This is a genomic window from Paenibacillus sp. Aloe-11 (assembly GCF_000245715.1).
GTDB lineage: Bacteria > Bacillota > Bacilli > Paenibacillales > Paenibacillaceae > Paenibacillus > Paenibacillus kribbensis.
Genome location: NZ_JH601045.1, coordinates 101,172 through 120,895, shown reverse-complemented (window position 1 = coordinate 120,895; position 19,724 = coordinate 101,172). Strand labels below are relative to the sequence as shown.

Annotated in this window: 16 protein-coding genes and 1 riboswitch; of the genes, 6 read left to right on the top strand and 10 right to left on the bottom strand. The window is 48.8% G+C overall.

The window, feature by feature from the left end; translation table 11 throughout:
- On the top strand, positions 1 to 1,967 hold a 1,967-nt coding region (gene acnA, locus WG8_RS03880), incomplete at its 5' end, for an aconitate hydratase AcnA (RefSeq protein ID WP_007428789.1).
- A 112-nt stretch (positions 1,968 to 2,079) separates the two neighbouring features.
- On the opposite strand, the gene WG8_RS03875 is transcribed toward acnA, so the two are convergent.
- Genes WG8_RS03875 through purB form a run of 7 tightly spaced genes read right to left on the bottom strand, consistent with a single transcriptional unit; the run spans position 2,080 to position 9,832 of the window.
- Positions 2,080 to 3,180 (bottom strand): alpha-hydroxy acid oxidase, encoded by a 1,101-nt coding sequence (locus tag WG8_RS03875; protein WP_007428788.1) that lies wholly within the window; start codon positions 3,178 to 3,180, stop codon positions 2,080 to 2,082.
- A gap of 19 nt (positions 3,181 to 3,199) precedes the next feature.
- Entirely contained in the window at positions 3,200 to 4,576 is a 1,377-nt protein-coding gene (locus tag WG8_RS03870; RefSeq protein ID WP_007428787.1) for an MmgE/PrpD family protein, read from the bottom strand.
- Entirely contained in the window at positions 4,567 to 5,715 is a 1,149-nt protein-coding gene (locus tag WG8_RS03865) for a M20 peptidase aminoacylase family protein (RefSeq protein WP_043890762.1), read from the bottom strand. The genes WG8_RS03870 and WG8_RS03865 overlap by 10 nt, the downstream gene beginning before the upstream one ends.
- Positions 5,705 to 6,493 carry an amino acid ABC transporter ATP-binding protein gene (locus WG8_RS03860; RefSeq protein ID WP_007428785.1) on the bottom strand — a complete coding sequence of 263 codons (789 nt, stop codon included), beginning with the start codon at positions 6,491 to 6,493 and terminating at the stop codon, positions 5,705 to 5,707. The genes WG8_RS03865 and WG8_RS03860 overlap by 11 nt, the downstream gene beginning before the upstream one ends.
- A 13-nt stretch (positions 6,494 to 6,506) precedes the next feature.
- Positions 6,507 to 7,178 carry an amino acid ABC transporter permease gene (locus WG8_RS03855; protein ID WP_007428784.1) on the bottom strand — a complete coding sequence of 224 codons (672 nt, stop codon included), beginning with the start codon at positions 7,176 to 7,178 and terminating at the stop codon, positions 6,507 to 6,509.
- Positions 7,179 to 7,203: 25 nt separating this feature from the next.
- Entirely contained in the window at positions 7,204 to 7,983 is a 780-nt protein-coding gene (locus WG8_RS03850; RefSeq protein WP_232289048.1) for an amino acid ABC transporter substrate-binding protein, read from the bottom strand.
- 10 nt (positions 7,984 to 7,993) lie between these two features.
- The gene (purB, locus tag WG8_RS03845; RefSeq protein ID WP_007428782.1) at positions 7,994 to 9,832 is read right to left on the bottom strand and encodes an adenylosuccinate lyase; all 1,839 of its coding nucleotides are present in this window, start codon (positions 9,830 to 9,832) and stop codon (positions 7,994 to 7,996) included.
- A gap of 278 nt (positions 9,833 to 10,110) precedes the next feature.
- On the opposite strand from purB, the gene WG8_RS03840 reads away from it, so the two are divergent.
- Together WG8_RS03840 and WG8_RS03835 are read left to right on the top strand one after the other, a co-directional pair.
- Positions 10,111 to 11,208: an iron-containing alcohol dehydrogenase family protein gene (locus WG8_RS03840; protein ID WP_007428781.1), complete on the top strand. Its 1,098-nt coding sequence runs from the start codon at positions 10,111 to 10,113 to the stop codon at positions 11,206 to 11,208.
- Between the two features lie 42 nt (positions 11,209 to 11,250).
- The gene (locus tag WG8_RS03835; protein WP_007428780.1) at positions 11,251 to 12,438 is read left to right on the top strand and encodes an aminotransferase class I/II-fold pyridoxal phosphate-dependent enzyme; all 1,188 of its coding nucleotides are present in this window, start codon (positions 11,251 to 11,253) and stop codon (positions 12,436 to 12,438) included.
- A 22-nt stretch (positions 12,439 to 12,460) separates the two neighbouring features.
- Here the strand turns inward: WG8_RS03835 and WG8_RS03830 are convergent, their stop codons facing one another.
- Positions 12,461 to 13,297 carry a YitT family protein gene (locus tag WG8_RS03830; protein WP_007428779.1) on the bottom strand — a complete coding sequence of 279 codons (837 nt, stop codon included), beginning with the start codon at positions 13,295 to 13,297 and terminating at the stop codon, positions 12,461 to 12,463.
- A gap of 537 nt (positions 13,298 to 13,834) precedes the next feature.
- Between WG8_RS03830 and WG8_RS27320 the strand changes: the two genes are divergently transcribed.
- The gene (locus WG8_RS27320; protein ID WP_167383776.1) at positions 13,835 to 13,987 is read left to right on the top strand and encodes a hypothetical protein; all 153 of its coding nucleotides are present in this window, start codon (positions 13,835 to 13,837) and stop codon (positions 13,985 to 13,987) included.
- An 80-nt stretch (positions 13,988 to 14,067) separates the two neighbouring features.
- Here the strand turns inward: WG8_RS27320 and thiC are convergent, their stop codons facing one another.
- On the bottom strand, positions 14,068 to 15,855 hold the full coding sequence (gene thiC / locus WG8_RS03825; RefSeq protein WP_007428778.1) for a phosphomethylpyrimidine synthase ThiC: 1,788 nt from the start codon (positions 15,853 to 15,855) through the stop codon (positions 14,068 to 14,070).
- Between the two features lie 181 nt (positions 15,856 to 16,036).
- Positions 16,037 to 16,149, bottom strand: a riboswitch (TPP riboswitch).
- 96 nt (positions 16,150 to 16,245) lie between these two features.
- On the bottom strand, positions 16,246 to 16,989 hold the full coding sequence (locus WG8_RS03820) for an IclR family transcriptional regulator (RefSeq protein ID WP_007428777.1): 744 nt from the start codon (positions 16,987 to 16,989) through the stop codon (positions 16,246 to 16,248).
- 298 nt (positions 16,990 to 17,287) lie between these two features.
- Here WG8_RS03820 and WG8_RS03815 point away from each other — a divergent pair, with 298 nt between their 5' ends.
- Positions 17,288 to 18,232, top strand: a complete 945-nt coding sequence (locus tag WG8_RS03815) for an alpha/beta hydrolase (protein ID WP_007428776.1) — start codon at positions 17,288 to 17,290, stop codon at positions 18,230 to 18,232.
- A gap of 348 nt (positions 18,233 to 18,580) precedes the next feature.
- A partial coding sequence (locus tag WG8_RS29295; protein ID WP_007428775.1) for a Fe-Mn family superoxide dismutase occupies positions 18,581 to 19,724 on the top strand: 1,144 nt, incomplete at its 3' end.

The following is a 19,724-nucleotide window of genomic DNA, read 5'->3' as shown; positions in this document are numbered from 1 at the left end:
ATGTGATTGGCTTCAAGCTGACGGGCAGCCTGTCGGAAGGAGCTACTGCTACGGATCTGGCGCTGACAGTCACTCAAATGCTGCGTAAAAAAGGTGTGGTCGGCAAATTCGTAGAATTTTACGGCCCAGGCCTGGCCAACATCAGCTTGGCTGACCGTGCGACTGTTGCCAACATGGCACCGGAATACGGCGCAACAATCGGCTTTTTCCCGGTTGATGCCGAAACCCTGGCTTACCTGCGCAGCACTGGACGCACCGATGAGCAGGTCAGCCTTGTCGAGGAATATTACAAAGCGCAAGGCATGTTCCGTACAGCCGATACGCCGGACCCTGTGTTCAGCGATACGATTGAGCTGGATCTGGCTTCGGTTGTACCGAGTCTCGCCGGACCCAAACGTCCGCAAGACCGCGTAGAATTGAGCCGCATGAAGGAAACCTTTGAAGGCATTATTCGTACCCCGGTGGACAAAGGCGGCTATGGTCTGAGCGATGAGAAAATCGCACAAAAGATTCCGCTGACCCATCCGGATGGCTCCACCAGCGAGTTGGGTACAGGAGCGGTTGTCATTGCGGCGATCACAAGCTGCACGAACACCTCCAATCCAAGCGTTATGCTCGGTGCGGGCTTGCTTGCCAAAAAAGCCGTGGAACGCGGACTCAAAAAGCCGGGCTATGTTAAAAGCAGCTTGACACCGGGTTCCCTGGTCGTGACGGAGTACCTGCAAAAGGCCGATCTGATCGGCCCACTGGAAGCACTCGGCTTCCATGTAGCTGGTTACGGCTGCGCGACCTGCATCGGCAACTCCGGGCCGCTTCCTGACGAAGTGAGTCAGGCCATTACAGACAACGATCTGACCGTGGCCGCAGTCATTTCCGGCAACCGGAACTTTGAAGGCCGTGTGCATGCGCAGGTCAAAGCCAACTATCTCGGCTCACCGCCACTGGTTGTCGCTTACGCGCTGGCAGGTACAGTGAACATTGATTTAGCGAATGACCCGCTCGGCTACGATCAGGACAATCAACCGGTTTACCTGAAAGACATCTGGCCTACTTCCGAGGAAATCAAGGAAGCCATCAGCCTGTCTCTCAGCCCGGATATGTTCCGTCGCAAATACGAAAATGTATTTACTGCCAACGAAAAATGGAATTCCATTCCGGTTCCTGAAGGCGAGCTGTATGAATGGGATGAAAACTCAACTTATATTCAAAATCCGCCGTTCTTTGAAGGACTTCAGGATGGCGTGCAGGATATCAAGGAAATCCGCAATGCCCGTGTGCTTGCCCTGTTGAACGATTCGGTTACGACTGACCATATCTCACCAGCAGGCAACATCGCCCCTTCCAGCCCGGCAGGACTGTACTTGAAGGAGCATGGTGTGGAGCGTAAGGACTTCAACTCCTACGGCTCCCGTCGCGGTAACCATGAGGTCATGATGCGCGGTACATTTGCCAACATCCGTATCCGCAACAACGTGGCTCCAGGTACGGAAGGCGGCGTGACCAAATATCTGCCAACGGATGAGGTCATGTCCATCTACGATGCATCCATGAAATATCAGGCAGCCGATCAAAACCTGATCGTTATTGCCGGTAAAGAATACGGTACAGGCAGCTCGCGTGACTGGGCGGCCAAGGGTACACTTCTGCTAGGCGTTAAAGCTGTTATCGCCGAGAGCTTCGAGCGGATTCACCGCAGTAACTTGGTCGGCATGGGCGTGCTGCCACTGCAATTCAAGGATGGAGATAGCTGGTCCAGCTTCGGTCTGAACGGCCGCGAAACCTTCGACATCCTCGGCATTGACAATGACGTGAAGCCAGGTCAAGAGCTCACGGTTGTAGCCAAACGCGAAGATGGCACCAAGTTCGAATTCCCGGTAATTGCCCGTTTGGACAGCACCGTCGACATCGACTACTACCACAACGGTGGTATTCTGCAAACCGTATTGCGTCAAATGATTCAAGAGTAAAAGCGCATAAATCGTATAAATAACAAAATCCCCTCCAAATGCAGTTGAAACTGCAAATTGAGAGGGGATTTTTTACATGCTCGAAGCTTTCAGTTGGAAATATGAACGGAAATTAGTAACGGTGCAGATTTTCTCTGGATAAGTGTTTCATATTTGCTTCACCGGATAACCTTAGGGCAGAGATTAGCTGCGACTTATATTGCTCGATAACCTGGACTACCCCTTCTTCCCCGTACGCCGCCAAACCATAAATATACGGCCTTCCGATAGAAACGGCATCCGCGCCCAAAGCCAGCGCTTTATATACATCCGTACCGCTTCTGATGCCACCGTCCACGATAATTGCGATCCTATCTTTAACCGCGTCAACAATGGGCGAAAGAGACTCCAGGGAGGATATTGCCGCATCCAGTTGTCTTCCGCCGTGGTTTGATACGATAATCCCTTCAAATCCCAGCTCGGCGGCTTTTTCTGCATCTTTTAGATGCTGTATGCCTTTTAAAATAATCGGCAGACTGGTGATTTTCCTCAAACGGAGAATATCATCCCAAGTCATATGATCCCTGCGTTTATTGTTTTCAATTTCTTTTATAATATTGTCTTCCGTCCATTCCGTGACCAACGCTTGAAATACAGGATCTTGACGAAAATTAGCTCCACCTCTGGTTGCTCTCACAGGCGAGAAGTGATGAACAAAGCTGCTGCTTCTCCATCCCAATACGCCTGTGTCTACGGTTACGACAATCGCTTTATATCCGGCTTGCTCTGCCCTTTTCACCATGCTGAAAGTGAGAGCTTCATTGGTTGACCAGTAGAGCTGGAACCAGTTATTTCCCTGCGGGGTGTGTTCGCTTATTTCTTCCAAAGAATAATCGGAAACCGTACTTGCGATATAAGGGACACCCGCCTTTTCAGCAGCCTTGGCAGCGGCAAGCTCTCCTTGCGGACACGCAAGTTTTTGGTAGCCGACCGGCGCTAACAGAATTGGAGCTTGTATAGGTTGGTCCAATACGGAAGTGCTTATTTCCACAGAAGATACGTCCCGCAGCACTCGCGGAATAATCGCCCATTGATGAAACGCCGTTTCGTTCGCCAGCAGTGTCTCTCCACTTCCCGACCCGCCTCTAATATATTCAAAAGCACCGCGTTCCAATTTTTCTGCGGCCAACGCTTCCCAATCCTTATAAAAGACGGGCATGGGGTTCCTGGTCATGATTTTTCCTTCTTTCCAGCTATAATAAGGAGAGCAGCCCGGAAACCGGATAGTTCTCCAAGTCATCGACATATTGCAGGATTCGGCGTGAAGTCTTTTCATTTTGCAGACAGATCTTCAGTTTGTATTGCATTTCTTCATCAGTTAACGGCTGCAGGGCCGAACCTTTGGGCGCATCCACACGCTCGCTCCATATTTCGTTGCTGTCTGTTATGATTTCCACAATTGTAAATCTGCCTTTCGGGATACTATCGGGAACAGGTTGAATGTCATCGCTATATCTTCTCTTGATCTTGCTCATGAACATTCGTACCTCTTCCGCAATAGGCTGTGCCTGAAAATTTCCAATTGAAAGCGGATAATGTAAAAGAATCAATGCGACAATATATTCAATGCTAAAGCGGCCTTGTTCACCTGTCAGCGGAGTATGCTGCACTAAAGCTGCATCGCCGCCCTGGGGGAAAATGATGTTGATCTGGTTGATTCGCTCCGGGTCTATCGGATAGTTAGCCACTAAACGCAAGGCTGCATCCGCTCCATGGTACCCGGCGGAGCAAAAGGGATACAGCTTAAACCATAAACCCGGGTTTGCTATTTTCCATGAGCCATGCTGCCAATGATCCAATAAAAAAGGAGCCGCATATGGTTCGCCTTGTCCGTATACGGCAAAAAAGCCCAGCTCCTGATCCAATCCTGCCGCCGTGCCGCTTAACTGATATTCGGTAAATAAAATCGATTGCAGGGCCGCTTGCGAAGCCAAACCCGCATGCAACGGCTTGGCCTCCGTTCCGAACTGAACTCTTAGTCCGCTGGCCTGCGTTGCCGCCAAACCTATCACCTGGCGCATTTCCTCATGATTCATGCCTAGAAAATAGGCTCCCGCAACAGCAGCGGCAACGGTTCCCAGTGTACCGGTATTGTGCCAGCCTTTAGCATAATGATCTTTTCCGATGGCTTGCCCAAGCCTGGCCATCACTTCCACCCCGATAATATAGGAGGCCAGGAGCCTTTGGCCATTCAAAGCTTTTTCGGTCGTCCTGCTTGCAGCCAGCGAAAAAAGCACCGGCAAAATAACAGTGCTCGGATGGCCGCGAACATCGGAATGAACATCGTCAAAGTCAAGCGCGTGGCCTATAAACCCGTTTAAGAGAGCGGCATGAAGTGGCGCTGCTTGCATATTCTGACCGATGACAGGAACAGGTCCTGCTCCGCCATCCATGTCCAAATGCTTTTTGAGCTTCTGGACACTTATATCCCCGCTGGCCGCATGACATGAAGCAATAAAATCAACAAGCCCCATTTTGGCCATATGCACCGCTTCTCGCGAGGCCAGCGGGTCCGCAGCCTGAATGCAGTCAACAAATCGGCTTGTTAACGACTGATTGCTCAGTTCCATTGCTCCAATACTTTCACGGCCAGATGCGAGAAATAATTTGCGGCGACAATCAGAGCATCTTCATTTAGCGAGTATGCGGGATGATGCCATTCCTGAGGACCATCCACACCCATCCATACAAAAAATCCGGGAATGGTTTCCTGATAAAAAGCAAAATCTTCTCCGCCGGGACTTTGCGCGGCATCTACGACCTTATAGCCCAAGTCTTTGGCCGCATCCGTGGCCACATCTGTAAATTTCCCGTTATTATTCACGCAAGGAAGATAACTGTACCAACGGAAATCCACCTCGGCTCCGTATCCGACGGCAATCCCTTCCGCAGTGCGTTTCATGAGCACAGGGATACGACTTCGCGCTTCCTCCTGAAAGGTCCGCACGGTTCCTTCCAGCTCCGCTTTGTCTGGAATGACATTCCATGTGTTCCCGGATTGGAACCGTGTCACACTAATAACCGCATTGTGAAACGGGCTAAGGCTCCGGCTGACAATCGATTGCAGGCCGGAAACAATTTGCCCACCAACCACAATAGGATCGATGCTGTTATTTGGAATACCGGCATGGCCGCCCACACCGATCACATCCAACTCAAATTTATCTACACTGGCCATCAACGGGCCTTCTTTGATGCCAATTGTACCGACAGGCAAATCAGTCTTGTTGTGCATGCCAAAAATGGCTTTTACCCCTTCAAGCGCTCCGGCTTGGGCGATTACTTTCGCACCTTGGGCGATTTCCTCTGCCGGCTGAAAAATGAATCTGACCGCTCCTTTTAATTGTGACTTTTTTTCTTTTAGCAAAATAGCCGCTCCAATTATAGAGGCGGTGTGAAAGTCATGTCCGCACGCATGCATAATCCCGTCATTTTTAGACACAAAATCCACTTTCGTTTCTTCTCGAATGGGCAGGGCGTCGATATCCGCGCGAACGGCAATGGTCGGTCCAGGAAGCTCGCCCTGGATTTCGGCAATTACGCCCACCTCTAGCGGAAAATCAAGAATTGGAATGCCATTGTCCGCCAACCAGCGTTTAATCCGGGCAGTCGTTTCATGCTCCTGCAAGGAAAGCTCCGGATGTTCATGCAATTCTCTGCGGTATGCGACTAGCTTTTGTTGTAATTGTTTTTGATTATCAGAAAGCACCACTGAACGATTCCTCCTTCGTTTCCTCTTCGCTGCCAGCTGCTCTGCTGCCCAACTGCTGCAAAAATTGTTTGGTTCGCGGATTTACGGATTGCTCAAAGATTTGCGCTGGAGTTCCCTGCTCGACAATATGTCCATCAGCCATAAAAATAATCTTGTCGGCTACTTCCTTCGCAAAGGCCATCTCATGCGTGACAATGATCATCGTCGTGTTCTTTTTCGCAATATACCGGATCACCTGCAATACCTCGGCCACAAGCTCCGGATCCAACGCGGAGGTCGGCTCATCAAACAAAATCGCATGGGGATCAACCGCGAGCGCCCTGGCAATGCCGACACGCTGCTGCTGTCCACCAGATAAGGTAACCGGGTAGTTGTCCTTTTTATCCACCAGGCCGACCTGCTTCAATAAATCGAGCGCGATTTGACTTGCAGCTTCTTTTTTCATTTTTTTGGCGATCACTAAAGATTCCGTAATATTCTGCAGAGCTGTTTTATTCTTAAACAAATTATAATTCTGAAACACCATCGCCGTTTGCTGTCTTAATAAATGCGCTTCTTTCCCGGAAAATTTTTCAGCGTTTATCCTGGCGCTTCCGATCTCTATTTCCCCTTGATCGGGAGTTTCCAATAAATTCAGACACCGGAGCAATGTTGACTTTCCTGAGCCTGAAGGGCCGATAATCGCAACGACTTCGCCCTGTTTCACCTCTATATTGATGCCGTTTAGGACAACCAAATTGCCAAAACGTTTATGCAGGTTTTTAACCGATATCATTCGTCAAAACCTCCTATTGTTGATAAGGCCGGTTAATTCTTTGTTCTGCCACGCGCTGAAGTGACGATACTCCGATAACAATAAACCAATATAAAAGTCCGACTGCCAAATACGTTTCAAAAAATTTGAAGCTTTCCGCCGCCATCATTTTGGCTTGGGCAAACATCTCGGCCACACCCAACGTAAACGCCAGTGCCGTTTCTTTAATAAGCGTAATAAATGTATTCCCAGTACCGGGTAGCGCGTTACGCGCCGCCTGCGGCAGGATCATCCGGCGGTAGGTTTGAAATTTCGTCATGCCAACCGATAACCCCGCCTCCAATTGGCCTTTATCAACCGAATTCAGCCCAGCTCTGAAAATTTCCGCCAGAAATGCCGCTTCTTTTAAACTCAAGCCAATCAGCGCGGCCGTTAATGCCGTCATATTATTAAAAGCGGGAATTAACTGCGGCAGGCCAAAGTAAAATAGAAATAGCTGCACCAGCATCGGGATTGCCCGAAAAAAAGAAATATAGACAGCCGCAAGCTGTGTGAGTACAGGAATGCGGCTGTTTCTAATAAGTGCCACTATTAGGCCGAGGATACTTGCCATTATCATGGCCGTTACGGCCATGATAATGGTTAAGGGCAAATATTTAATAATGTTGGGAAATACGGACAGCATATATTCAAAATCGAAATCCATTGGAGAGTACACCTCAAGACTTAGTTTATTGTGTTACATCCTCACCGTAATATTTTTTCGAGATTTTTAGTAACGTTCCATCATTGCGGAGCTTTTGGAGTTCAGTGTTAAATTCCTTCAGCAGCTTTTCACCCTGTTCCGTTCTGGCAAAAGGAAAGGACACATCATCATGTGAAATCGGATCGCCCACCAATTTGAGCGGAAGCTTGCCTTTGGCAATCTCAGCCAGAAGCGTGGTGGATGCGTTAATATATCCGTCCACCTTGCCCGTGATGACTTCATTCATGGCCGATTCACGCGTTTCGTATGTTTTTAAAGTAACTTCGCCTTTGGTGTCCCAAGCTTTGAAATTTTTCACATTATTGGACCCCAGAACGGCTGAGATGGTTTTTCCTTTTAGATCATCCAAAGTATTAATTTCATTATTGTCTGACCGGACAGCAACCTGTGTACCAAGGACTGAGTATTTGTCCGTAAAATTATATACTTTTTTTCTTTCATCGGTTACGGCTACGTTATTGGCAATCGTGTCCAGCTTGCCTGCTTCCAATTGACCCATCAATCCGGAGAAATCCGTCAGTGTCCATTCCACTTTGTAGCCAAGATTCTTGGCAACAGCCTCCAGCACTTCGACATCATAGCCGACCAGTTTATCTCCTTCTTTAAAGGAGTTTGGAAAGCTTTGTCCTGTCGCCCCTACTCTGAGCACTTTTTCTCCGCTTGAGCTTGTTCCATTGCCGCAAGCCGCCAACACGACCAGCAACACACTTGCAATCATAATACCAAGAAACTTTTTCATTATAATCCCCTCTGCTTTATATGTTTTGAGTTACCTTAGCTGCCTGCAGATCCTTTTTAAAGTAAACCGTTGTATGACCTCTGCCCAAATCTTTGGTGCCGATTTTGTGATACCCCTTGCTTTCATACATGGCAGACAGCCATGGGTGATTTTCCGCCGTGCCCAAGGTAACGGCCGGGCTTTTTAAATCGGACACTATTTTTTCTTCAGCCAATGACAAAATCTTCGATCCGATTCCTTGCCGCTCATTTGCCGGATCTACGGCCAGCCAGCCGATATGCGGCAGACCGGCAGGACCGGGTTGGCCCCCCCACGGCAGCCTGATGGCGACAGTCGCGATTATTTTCCCGTTTTGCTCCAGCACATAACACAAGTTATGGGTGATATGCTTTTTCACCAAATCCAGATCAGCATGTGCCGCGGCAAAATTTATTCCTAAATCCCTTATGGGTTGGTAAGCTCTTAATGTCAGGTCGAGCAATTCTTCCGCATCGTCAAGAACCGCCAGACGGAAATGCTGCTTCACCAGCACTTGATCCACTTTTTCAATCGCGGAGCCCAGATAGGTTTCAGGATTTAACAGCTCTTTTATTTTCGTTGCATCCAGCACCTTAGCGACTTGTTCATTGGCAACCAACACATCCTGAAATGGCTTATGCTCTTCAATGGCCTTCATCGACAGCTCATAAATAAGCTCATGTGCAGTCTGCTTCCCGTAGCTCTCCGCCAATGCGAACATGACTCTTTCCGATAATAAAAGACCGCCTTGCAGATTTAAGTTTCGGAGCATGTTATCGGGCTTTACGATCAGACCTTGCAAAACCGTTTTGGTCGATAACAGTTGAGCAGACAGATAGATGCAGATTTCCGGCAAAGCAATCCATTCGCCCCGCCATGACATAGCATCCCGTTCATGCTCCACGATAAGGGAATCCTGAATAAGAGACACGCTATGGAGAATCGGTCTTGTCAGGCTTGCGATCCCCTCCAGTGCTGCCGGATTCCGTTTATGGGGCATCGTTGTGCTGCCAATCTTCCCTATTGCAAAAGGTTCTTCAACTTCATCAATCTCCGACCGCATCAGATTATAGAATTCATTGGCAAGCTTGCCTAATGTACCGCTGATTAACCCGATAACACTGGCGTACTCCGCGATTCTGTCTCGCGACGAATGCCAGCAAATCTCCGGCACGGACAAGCCCAGTCTTTGTAGAGCGTTCGCTTCGATTTCAGGCCCTTTAGGACCAAAAGAAGCAAATGTCCCGACTCCGCCTGCAATAACACCGGTAAAAGTCCGGGCCTCCAAGCCTTGTAACCGTTCAATATGGCGGTTTACTTCACTCAGCACCACGGATAATTTAAAGCCAAAGGTTGTCGGCAGCCCCTGCATGCCGTGAGATCGGCCGGCTATCGGCGTTCTTTTGTATTTTTCGGCAAGCTTGGCGAGCTCTCCCGCAACCTCTTTCAACTCCGAAAGGATAAGGGCATGCGCCTCTTTTAATTGCAGTATGGTTCCTGTGTCCACAATATCCTGGGTCGTTGCTCCAAAGTGGACATACTCTCCATCCTCGCCGCATAATGACTGCAACGCTTTTATGGTTGCATTTAAAGAGTGCTTCGCTTTTGCCGATTCACTTGCGATTTCAGCAAAATCCACCAATTCGGCCTTCGCGTTTCTGGCAATCGTTTCGGCGGCACTCCGGGGGATAATTCCAAATTCCCCTTCCGCCAGAGCAAGAGCAGCCTCCACATCAAAATGCTTTTGCAGCCGGTTATGCTCCGACCAGATGCTGCGCATGTCAGCTGTTCCGAAATTATTTCTTAGCAATACCATATCTATTACATGGGAACTCATTACATTTCTTCCTTTCCATCTAATCCGCTTTTTCGTGTTGGACTACATTACAGTACATAACAACGCCAAATTCATAGTTAACACATATGTTTTACCGCTTTACCTGATTACTATAATATATAGTTCAAAATTTAGCATGTCAATAATTAAAATCTAAGACTAATTTCGTAAGGGCACGCTTAAGAAGTAATTGACATAGATTGGCGAACAGAGTATATTTTTCACAATATCATTTATTCCTCCCTATTAAGTCGGAATATAATGGAGGTAGTGTCATTATGGAATCAACTGTCGTTTTGAAGGCTGGTCCTCAGGAATACTATCACAGTAAAGGGATATTGAATCAATTGCCCCAATTGATTTCCGAAAGAAAGATCAACAGATTATTTGTCATACATGGAGAAAGATCGCTTCAGGCCGCAATGCCTTACTTGCCTTCGCTGGAAAATTTCGAGATTCAATATGAGAAATATAGGGGTGAATGTTCTCTAAACGAGATTAAGCGAATCTCCGCTATTGCCAAGCAATATAAAGCGGAAGGATTATTGGGGATCGGCGGAGGAAAGGTGGCGGACCTTGTAAAAGCAGTTGCCTATCAACTGCAAATCCCGGAAATACTCGTTCCGACACTTGCTTCCAATTGCGCCGCATTCAGTGCCGTAAGCATTATTTATAATGATGAGGGGATTCATGTTGACAGCTTGTCCTTTCCGAAAGCAACCAACCTTGTCCTGATTGAACCGGAGATCATTTTAAACAGCCCTGTTGAATATACGATTGCCGGTATCGGCGACACTCTTGCCAAATGGTATGAAGGCGTGTCCCGTTTGAATCAGATACAGACCAAAACAGTACCAATGCAATTGAGTTTTGAAATGATGCACAAATGCAGAGAGTTTCTATTCGAATTCGGGGAACAATCCATCAAAGACGCGCAGACCGGAAAATTAACGGAGGCCTTTATAAATGTCATTGATACGAATATTGCCGTTGCTGGCCTCGTTGGAGGCTTCGGAAGTATATTTGCCAAAAGCGTTGGCGCACACGCCTTCTTTAATGCTGCGACAGCTATTCCCGGAACGAAAACGATTTTACATGGATCTCTTGTAGCATTCGGAATACTGGTTCAATTAGCCCTGGAAAAGAAAACAGACGAGCTGGAGTCGATTCTTCCTTTTTATAGAAAAATTGGCCTCCCGACGACACTGCAGGATATACATTTGGATGATTCCAACACGGAAGCGCTGCAGCTGATTGCGGCAAAAATGACGTCTCAAACATCGAGAATTCACAGTTTACCGTTTAAAGTCACCGCTGATGATGCACTGTGGGCGATCCTGACAGTGAACAGGATTACAAGCAGCTACAGTTATTAAGGGGATACATTGCTTCTAGCCATCAGCAGAAAGGAAAAAAGAATGGTTGTTTTTGAAGAATCCAGGCGGCTGAAATCCCTGCCGAGAAAGTACATGTCCAAACAAGCGGAAGCAATTGCCACTTATGAAAAGCAAGGAATTGATATTATTAATCTTGGAAGAGGAAACCCGGATTTGCCTACTCCTCAGCATATTGTGGATCGCTTGAAAGAGGCCGTTGATGTGCAAAGCAACCATGGATACCCACCTTACAATGGGAAAAAGTCTTTAAAACAGGCCATTGTTGCATTCTACAAACGTGAATACGGCGTGGATCTTGATCCGGATACCGAAATTGCCATTTTTAACGGATCTATTATCGCCGTTGCCGCTCTGCCGCAATGTCTTTTAAATCCGGGCGATACCATCATGTTTCCTGAGCCTGCTTTTCCAATGTATTATTCCGCGGTTAAATTAGCCGAGGCCCATCTTTACGGGTTACCCGTGAAGGAAGAAGATGGATTCCTACCGGATTATAACGCAATTCCGACGCAAATCGCCAACCGTACAAAATTGTTATTGTTAAATTATCCGAACAATCCGACAGGCGCTGTGGCAACAAGTCATTTTTTCACGGAGACCGTTCAGTTTGCCACAAAACACAATATTCCCGTTTTTCATGATATGGCTTACGGATCGATTGGTTTTGACGGGAATAAACCACTTAGCTTCTTGCAGACGAAAGGGGCTAAAGAAATAGGCGTGGAAGTATACACCATGTCAAAGGCGTACAATATGGCCGGCTGGAGAGTGGCGTTTGCCGTTGGAAATCCATCCATTATCGCAGGCGTGAATCGCTTTGTTGAACATGCTTACGGAAACGTGTTCGGAGCGGTTCAGGATGCCGCAGCTGCCGCCTTAACAACCGACCAGGACTGCGTCCGCCAACTCACGGTTATATATAACCAAAGAAGAGATACATTAGTAAACGGACTGAACAAAATCGGCTGGCATGTAAGGCCTTCCGCAGGCACCTTTTTCGTATGGGCGAAAGTCCCGGAGGGGTATAGCTCAGAACAGTTTTCCGCTCTTTTATTGGACAAAGCTCATGTTGCCGTTATTCCGGGTGAAGCGTTTGGTGAGCATGGCGCTGGATATGTTCGCATTAGCTTGGTTAGTTCGGAAGAAAGATTGCTGGAAGCCGTGCAACGGATTAAAGACGCCAATATTTTAAAATACCAGAAAGTATAAAGCCTTACCTTCACACCGCCAGTTATTTCGAAATATCCAAAAAGCCCTCTCCGAATACATCCCGCACGTCATGAATCGTGATAAATGCTGCGGTGTCGACGGCTTTTACAATCTTTTTAAGCGCCGACACCTCTTGCTTGCTAATGACGATATACAGAACTTCCTTCGGGTTTTTGGTGTAGTATCCGTGGCCTGACAGGACGGTAACTCCACGATCCATTTGCGTAATGACCATCTCTGCAATTTTGTCTTGCTGCTCGGAGATAATCATGACCGCCTTTTTAGGATTTAGCCCCTCAATCATAAAATCCATAACCTTGGTGCCTACGTACAGGATCACGATGGTCAGCATCAATTTTTCCGGACCAATAATAAAATAGGAAGAGAACGCTACAATCAGGTCAAAAAACAGCAGGGCATAACTGATGTTCCAATCCAGATATTTGTTGGCGATCCGCGCCAAGATGACGGTTCCGGCCGTTGTGCCTCCTACCCGCACGATTAGTCCAATCCCGATTCCGACCAAAACCCCGGCAAACACGGCATTAATCGTCGGCTCATGTGAATCAATCCGCCAGTCAGCCGTTAAATGCAAAAACAATGAGTTAAATGCAACCGCAATGACGGTATATAACGTTGTTCTCGCATCCAGAAACTTATATCCGATAATCAACAATAGACCATTGATCACCAGATTGACGACCGAGGGAGACCAGTGAAACAGGTAGTACAAAATAATCGTAACCCCTACAACGCCCCCTTCGCCAAACTCATTCGGGATGACATACAGATTAACAGCCAGCGCGAAAAAAAAGGCGCCTACAATAATAAATGCGATATCCGCAAGTCTCTTTTTCATATATGCTCTAATCCTCTCTCAAACATTTCATCACTGATTAGCCAGATCGATTGGCTGACGCTTGCAGTCAAAATACGCTTACAACCAGTTCATGGTATCTACTTACAAACCTAAAGTCAATATAACTTTGACACTTTAATTCGCCACCAAACTGCCTTAATCCCGAATTCAGGATTTTGCAAAATTCGATTCCTGACGCTCCACAACACAAAATATAGACTGAACCCAGCCAGTTCGACAAAAAAAACACAATCCCGACTACTAAACTAAGAAACGGGCCTCTAGCCCTTGTTTTCGATCTAGGCACATCCTCCCTCAAAATGACCATCCTCCTAATGCACATTTTGGACACATACGACCATCTTCCTGTTTTATGTCAAAAGCATTTTACTTTGAAAAAATGCGGTTATAATGATTGCAACTTAACCAAGCAACCTACAAGGCATTACGACATCAAGTACATACAAATAGTCCTATACAGATGTCCTAAGCAACTCAAGCTGGATTTGACAAAATGGAATTGGAGGAACAACCTACATGAATACAATGAACTTAACTGTACACACCCTGATGCCCTTTCACCACCAATACCAACGCGCCAACGCTGTGAATATGCAGAAGAAAGAAGATAGCTCGGAGAAGAAGCTCAGCTTTCAGGACATTTTGAATGAGAAAATGGGTAAAAAATAAAATAAGCTCAAAAGCCGTGTTTCCCTACATCGTCTGTAGAGAAAACACGGCTTTTTTAGGGTTATTGACTTATTTTCAACCTATTGTCCTGCATCCCGGTACTGTTCGGCCTTTTCACGCATCCCGGCAGCTACAGCCTCTTCTGTATTCAGTCCCTTGTCAGCCGCATAGGCGCGAATGTCCTGCGTAATTCGCATGCTGCAGAATTTGGGACCGCACATCGAGCAAAAATGGGCTTCCTTGGCCCCCTCTGCCGGCAGCGTCTCATCATGGTAGGATAAGGCCCGCTCGGGATCGAGGGAAAGATTAAACTGGTCACGCCAGCGGAACTCAAAGCGCGCCTTGGATAAGGCATCATCCCGTTGCTGCGCCCGTGGATGGCCTTTCGCCAGATCGGCAGCATGTGCCGCAATTTTGTAGGTAATGACTCCTTCACGTACATCATCCTTGTTCGGCAGGCCCAAATGCTCCTTCGGCGTAACGTAGCACAGCATGGACGTTCCGAACCAACCGATCATGGCTGCTCCGATGGCTGAGGTAATATGATCGTAGCCAGGCGCAATATCCGTCGTGAGCGGTCCCAAAGTATAAAAAGGAGCTTCCTTGCAAATTTCCATTTGTAAATCCACATTCTCCTTGATTTTGTGCATCGGAACATGCCCCGGACCTTCGATCATGACCTGGACGTCATGCTTCCACGCGATTTGCGTTAGCTCACCCAGCGTTTCCAGCTCTGCAAACTGTGCTTCATCATTCGCATCATAGATGCTGCCCGGACGCAGCCCATCCCCGAGGGAAAAGGCTACATCGTAAGCTTTCATGATTTCACATATTTCTTCAAAATGCGTGTACAAAAAGTTCTCCTGATGATGCGCAAGGCACCAGGCCGCCATAATCGACCCGCCCCGGGAGACAATTCCCGTCATTCTGTTCGCCGTCATCGGGATATAGCGCAGAAGCACGCCCGCATGAATTGTAAAATAGTCCACACCCTGCTCCGCCTGCTCAATCAGGGTATCGCGATACAACTCCCACGTCAGTGCCTCAGCTTGGCCGTTCACCTTTTCAAGCGCTTGATACAGCGGTACGGTTCCAATCGGCACAGGGGAATTCCGGATGATCCATTCACGCGTCGTATGGATATTACGGCCTGTGGACAGGTCCATGACCGTATCCGAGCCCCAGCGCACAGCCCAGGTCATCTTCTCCACTTCCTCCTCAATGGAGGACGTGACCGCAGAATTACCAATGTTCGCATTGATCTTCACGTGAAAATGACGCCCAATGACCATCGGCTCACTTTCCGGATGATTGATGTTGGAAGGCAAAATCGCCCGTCCCGCCGCCAGCTCCTGTCGCACAAACTCGGGCTCCACCCCTTCACGAATGGCCGCAAACTCCATCTCGGGCGTAATAATTCCCTTGCGAGCATAGTGCATTTGCGTCACCGTGCGCCCTTGTGAGGCACGAAGCGGACGATGGGTCACGCCGGGAAATTCCGCCGCTTCCCGTTTGGAGCCGGGCTTCAGCCCATTATCCTCCGGCTTAACCGTGCGTCCCTCATAAGCTTCGGCATCGCCCCGTTCCAGCACCCAGGCCCTCCGCAACGGGGGCAGCCCCCGGCGGATGTCCACCTGATAGGCTTCATCCGTCATCGGTCCGCTTGTGTCGTACACACGCAAGGGCTCATGATGCTCGGTGCCCTCCGGCGTATGTGTGGGGTGCAGCGCGATTTCACGCTCTGGCACGGCAATATCCGGCCGCGAGCCTTGAATATACACCTTGCGGCTCCCCGGAAAGGGTTTTACTCCGCCAGCTTGCTCTGCACTTGTCTTCACTTCAGTTTCTTCTGTTTCCGTCGGTTTCATTGTTCGTTCCTCCCGTTTCGATGAAATGACACACCGATCCGGAACCATTCCTAGGGTGGCTGATCTATGCAAAAAAGCCGGTTCCCCAGGGAACCGGCTAATCTAACGAAGAGCTATCCAAAAGTACGCACACAGAATAATATATTCCATGCGCCTTCTTAGGCAGCAGCTGCGTATACATTTCAATGGCCGATTACTTCCCTACGCTGGTATGATCCAGATCAGGTGCAAAGGGTCCGGAATCTTGCACGATTCCATCTCAGCCCGGCATTACAGGCTCCCCCAGTAACTGTGATACTTCGATTTGCATGAGGCGGAGATAACAGACATCCCGCCATCCTCATCAGATTACTTTAAAATTATTGCTTTGGCAACCCTTCTCTGGTCCTGTTACGGGAGCATAAGCCCCATTTCCTTCGCAGCCTCGATCAAAATCGGAGCAAAATCATGCAGCGTCTCAGGTGCAAGTCGGCTGACCGGACCGGATACAGACAAGGCCGCAGCGACCTGTCCCTTCCGGTTCACCACAGGCGCTGCCACAGCAGCTGCACCTGGCTCCCGTTCTTCATAGCTGGTTGCATACCCCTTCTCACGAATGTCCTGCAGCTGTGCTTTATAGACCTCCGGGTCTACCGAGGACGGCCATTCATCCCCTCTTAGCAGAGCTTCCAGCTCCTGCGGTGGCATAAAGGCCGCCAGCACCTTGCTGGAAGCCCCCACAGCCAGCGGCATGCGCGCACCCACAGGCGCAACGCGGCGGATGGGCTGGTTGCTTTGAACGGCCTGAATGCGAATACGCATGCTGCCGTCCCGCAAGTATAAGCTGACCGTCTCACCCAGACGGTCACGCAACCCTTCCATCGCAGGCTGCAGCAGCACTGCCGGCTCGTCGCTTTGTGACAAATGGGTGGACAGCTCCCATATGCGGAAGCCGAGCCGGTATTTTTCGGTTGCGGAATTTCGAACGACAAAGCCACGATCCTCAAGCGTTGTCAGCAGCCGATGAACCGTGCTTTTATGTAGCCCAATTTTGGAGGCAATCTCCGTCAGACCAAGATCCGAGTCTGCGGTAAAACACAGCAATATATCAAGTGCACGCTCCACAGCGCGAACGGTTAATTTACGGTCTTCCATCGTGAACCGCTCCCCTTGTATCCATTTTCGTTTCACACCATGAAACATGGTTACATAAATTATATAGAATACTCGCGGCTACTGTAAACCGATGTTTTTGTGACAGCTATATTACAGAAAAAGAACAAACATCGACAATTCTTTGCATCATTTTTACTTTTCCGGTGCAGGCGTTGACTTTGGATAATCACCATCATACGATAATAGGTATCAATGTGGACATACACTATCATTTTCAAGTGAATTTGTACCTAAATTCCATAGCATGAAGCTCAATTTTTTATAAGGAGGCTCTTACATGATTTCGACATCCCAGCGCAGCTCTCAGCTACAACCCGCTGTTCAGGAGCCGTCCATCCCACTGATTAATCCCCGTATGCTGCGGTTCAAGCACATTGTGATTGCGCTGCTGCTATCGGTCGTATTTTTTCTGTTGTTTTGTTTTATCGCTCTACACGCCTACATTGCATGGGTTCTCACCAATCCGACGGTAGCACCGCTGTACTCCAACCCGATGCAGGCGAAGGGAATGGCCTATGAGGAAGTCAGCTTCCCCGCCAAGGACGGCAGCCGCATGGTGCAAGGCTGGTATATCCCGGCGGATCAATCGCGGAAAACGATTATTTTCAGCCATGGATATGGGGCCAACCGCGAAGAAAGCTGGATTCCCATGTATGATCTGGCGCATTATGCCCATAGTCTGAACTTTAATGTGGTTATGTTCGACTACGGTTTCGCGTCCCAAAACAGCAAGGCGGTCGCGACCGGAGGCAAAGCGGAATCCCAGCAGCTTCTAGGGGCGATCCAGCTTGCGAAGCAACGCGGCTCGTCGGAGATTATCGTATGGGGCTTCTCGATGGGGGCAGGAACCGCCCTGCAGGCAGGTTTGCAAACCAAGGATGTGGACGCAATGATTTTGGACAGCACCTTCCTGCTGGAGCCGGATACGCTGTACCATAACATTCATAATCAAATTGATTTGCCACGCCATCCGTCTTTGGAAATTCTGGAGTTGCTGTTTCCAGTTTTGAACGGCACCAGCCTGCATCAGATTCCATATCAGGAGGTCAAAAAGGAAAACTATCCGTTCCCGATCATGTTTGCCAGCGTGTGGATTGTCAAAAACGGACTGCATGAGTTAATTTTCAGAGAGCATCCGCGTGAATACTTGCGGCGGGGATCGACGTTTTTGAGCAGCGTACAGGAGCTGGAGAACAAAAAAACTATCGCTAATGCGAAATAAGCAAACGGCTGCCAAGTAATAAATGAATTTTTTAAGCTATATTATCCACAGCTTGAGGACGCTAATGCGAAATAAGCAAACGGCTGCCAAGTAATAAATGAATTTTTTAAGCTATATTATCCACAGCTTGAGGAAGCCCGATTATGGACATTTAACTCGTGTCAAGTCAGGCTTCTTTTTTTGCGTCCTAATGGCAATTTATCATTCTGTATGACATGTGTATCTGATGGAGGGAGTTTGTAGACATATTCCCGACAAGACGGCGAATATACTGGGTACGTATGCATCCGGGGCAGATTCTTTCTCCAACCCGGGTAGCCATAGTGGGATACGGGAGGTAAAAGAACAATGCTGAGTACTTATGGGTCTTTTCTGCCCTTGCGCGTGCTGGAGGAAATCCGGCATTGGAAGCAGCAGGAAAGTTGGCATGTGGAAGTGATTAAATCCGCTACTGAGGGGCTTGAGCCTGCATATGTGCAGCTGCTCGATGATTGGCGAACCGTATTTGAACAGACCGAACGGGCTGCTGTAGAACTGCTTGAAGAGCAGCGGAGCGCCCTCGATCCGGCAGCTCAGGCGTGGCAGGACCCAGAAGCGCAGAAATCGGCTGCTCCAGAAGCACACACACACGAACTGGCTGAACATTCAGGACAGCCGAGAGAATGGGGTGAGGCGTCGTCATCTGGAAAGGTGTCATTGCCAGAGACTGTCTCGCAAGATCTACATCGCCGGCTGGACGGATTGCTGCAAACTGCAAACCGTCAGTCACAGGAATATGTTCGCCAGCTTGGCCTGCTGGGCGAGCACAGTCTTGCATTACGACAGCAGCCCAGATCCGCCGGAATTGTGCTGCACGCGGCCCATGAAAGCCAATATTTCCTGATCTCGACCACCCCCTTTCAAGAGCCTGGCTCCATCGAACGGGCTACCGGATTGTATCATGTGGCAGTAGAGGGTGAGCACTACCCTGAGGATGCGTTTCGAGAGCGACAGGCGGGCATACGGGGAGAAGGTAACTGGGCGTCCATGGGCGTTCAGTCCGGTCAGACGCAGCCCGCGGCGACCGAAAAAGCTTCCCCCGGCCGTGCGGTTCCGATCGGGGGGCATCGCTTGCCGCCGCTCCCCTACCCCTACAACGCGCTTGAACCGTACATTGATGAAAAGACGATGCGTATTCACCATGACAAGCATCATTTGAGCTATGTGAATGATTTGAATAAAGCGGAGAAGAAGCTGGAAGAGGCCCGGAAAACAGGTGATTTTGATCTCGTAAAGCACTGGGAACGGGAGCTGGCATTTAACGGTGGAGGTCATTATCTGCATACTCTTTTTTGGACGATTATGAGTCCACAAGGCGGGGGGAAACCAAGCGGACCGCTGGCTGAGCAGATCAAAAAGGATTTTGGCAGCTTCGAGGCATTCAAGAAGCATTTCAGTGCGGCAGCCGAGAAGGTTGAAGGAGGCGGCTGGGCGATTCTGGGATGGAGTCCGC

Coding starts and splice junctions, on each gene's coding strand:
- WG8_RS03855 (WP_007428784.1), bottom strand. CDS start 7,178: ATGGATTTCGATTTTGAATATATGCTGTCCGTATTTCCCAACATTATT.
- WG8_RS03820 (WP_007428777.1), bottom strand. CDS start 16,989: ATGGAAGACCGTAAATTAACCGTTCGCGCTGTGGAGCGTGCACTTGAT.
- WG8_RS27320 (WP_167383776.1), top strand. CDS start 13,835: ATGAATACAATGAACTTAACTGTACACACCCTGATGCCCTTTCACCAC.
- WG8_RS03860 (WP_007428785.1), bottom strand. CDS start 6,493: ATGATATCGGTTAAAAACCTGCATAAACGTTTTGGCAATTTGGTTGTC.
- WG8_RS03840 (WP_007428781.1), top strand. CDS start 10,111: ATGGAATCAACTGTCGTTTTGAAGGCTGGTCCTCAGGAATACTATCAC.
- WG8_RS03815 (WP_007428776.1), top strand. CDS start 17,288: ATGATTTCGACATCCCAGCGCAGCTCTCAGCTACAACCCGCTGTTCAG.
- purB (WP_007428782.1), bottom strand. CDS start 9,832: ATGAGTTCCCATGTAATAGATATGGTATTGCTAAGAAATAATTTCGGA.
- WG8_RS03870 (WP_007428787.1), bottom strand. CDS start 4,576: ATGGAACTGAGCAATCAGTCGTTAACAAGCCGATTTGTTGACTGCATT.
- thiC (WP_007428778.1), bottom strand. CDS start 15,855: ATGAAACCGACGGAAACAGAAGAAACTGAAGTGAAGACAAGTGCAGAG.
- WG8_RS03830 (WP_007428779.1), bottom strand. CDS start 13,297: ATGAAAAAGAGACTTGCGGATATCGCATTTATTATTGTAGGCGCCTTT.
- WG8_RS03875 (WP_007428788.1), bottom strand. CDS start 3,180: ATGACCAGGAACCCCATGCCCGTCTTTTATAAGGATTGGGAAGCGTTG.
- WG8_RS03835 (WP_007428780.1), top strand. CDS start 11,251: ATGGTTGTTTTTGAAGAATCCAGGCGGCTGAAATCCCTGCCGAGAAAG.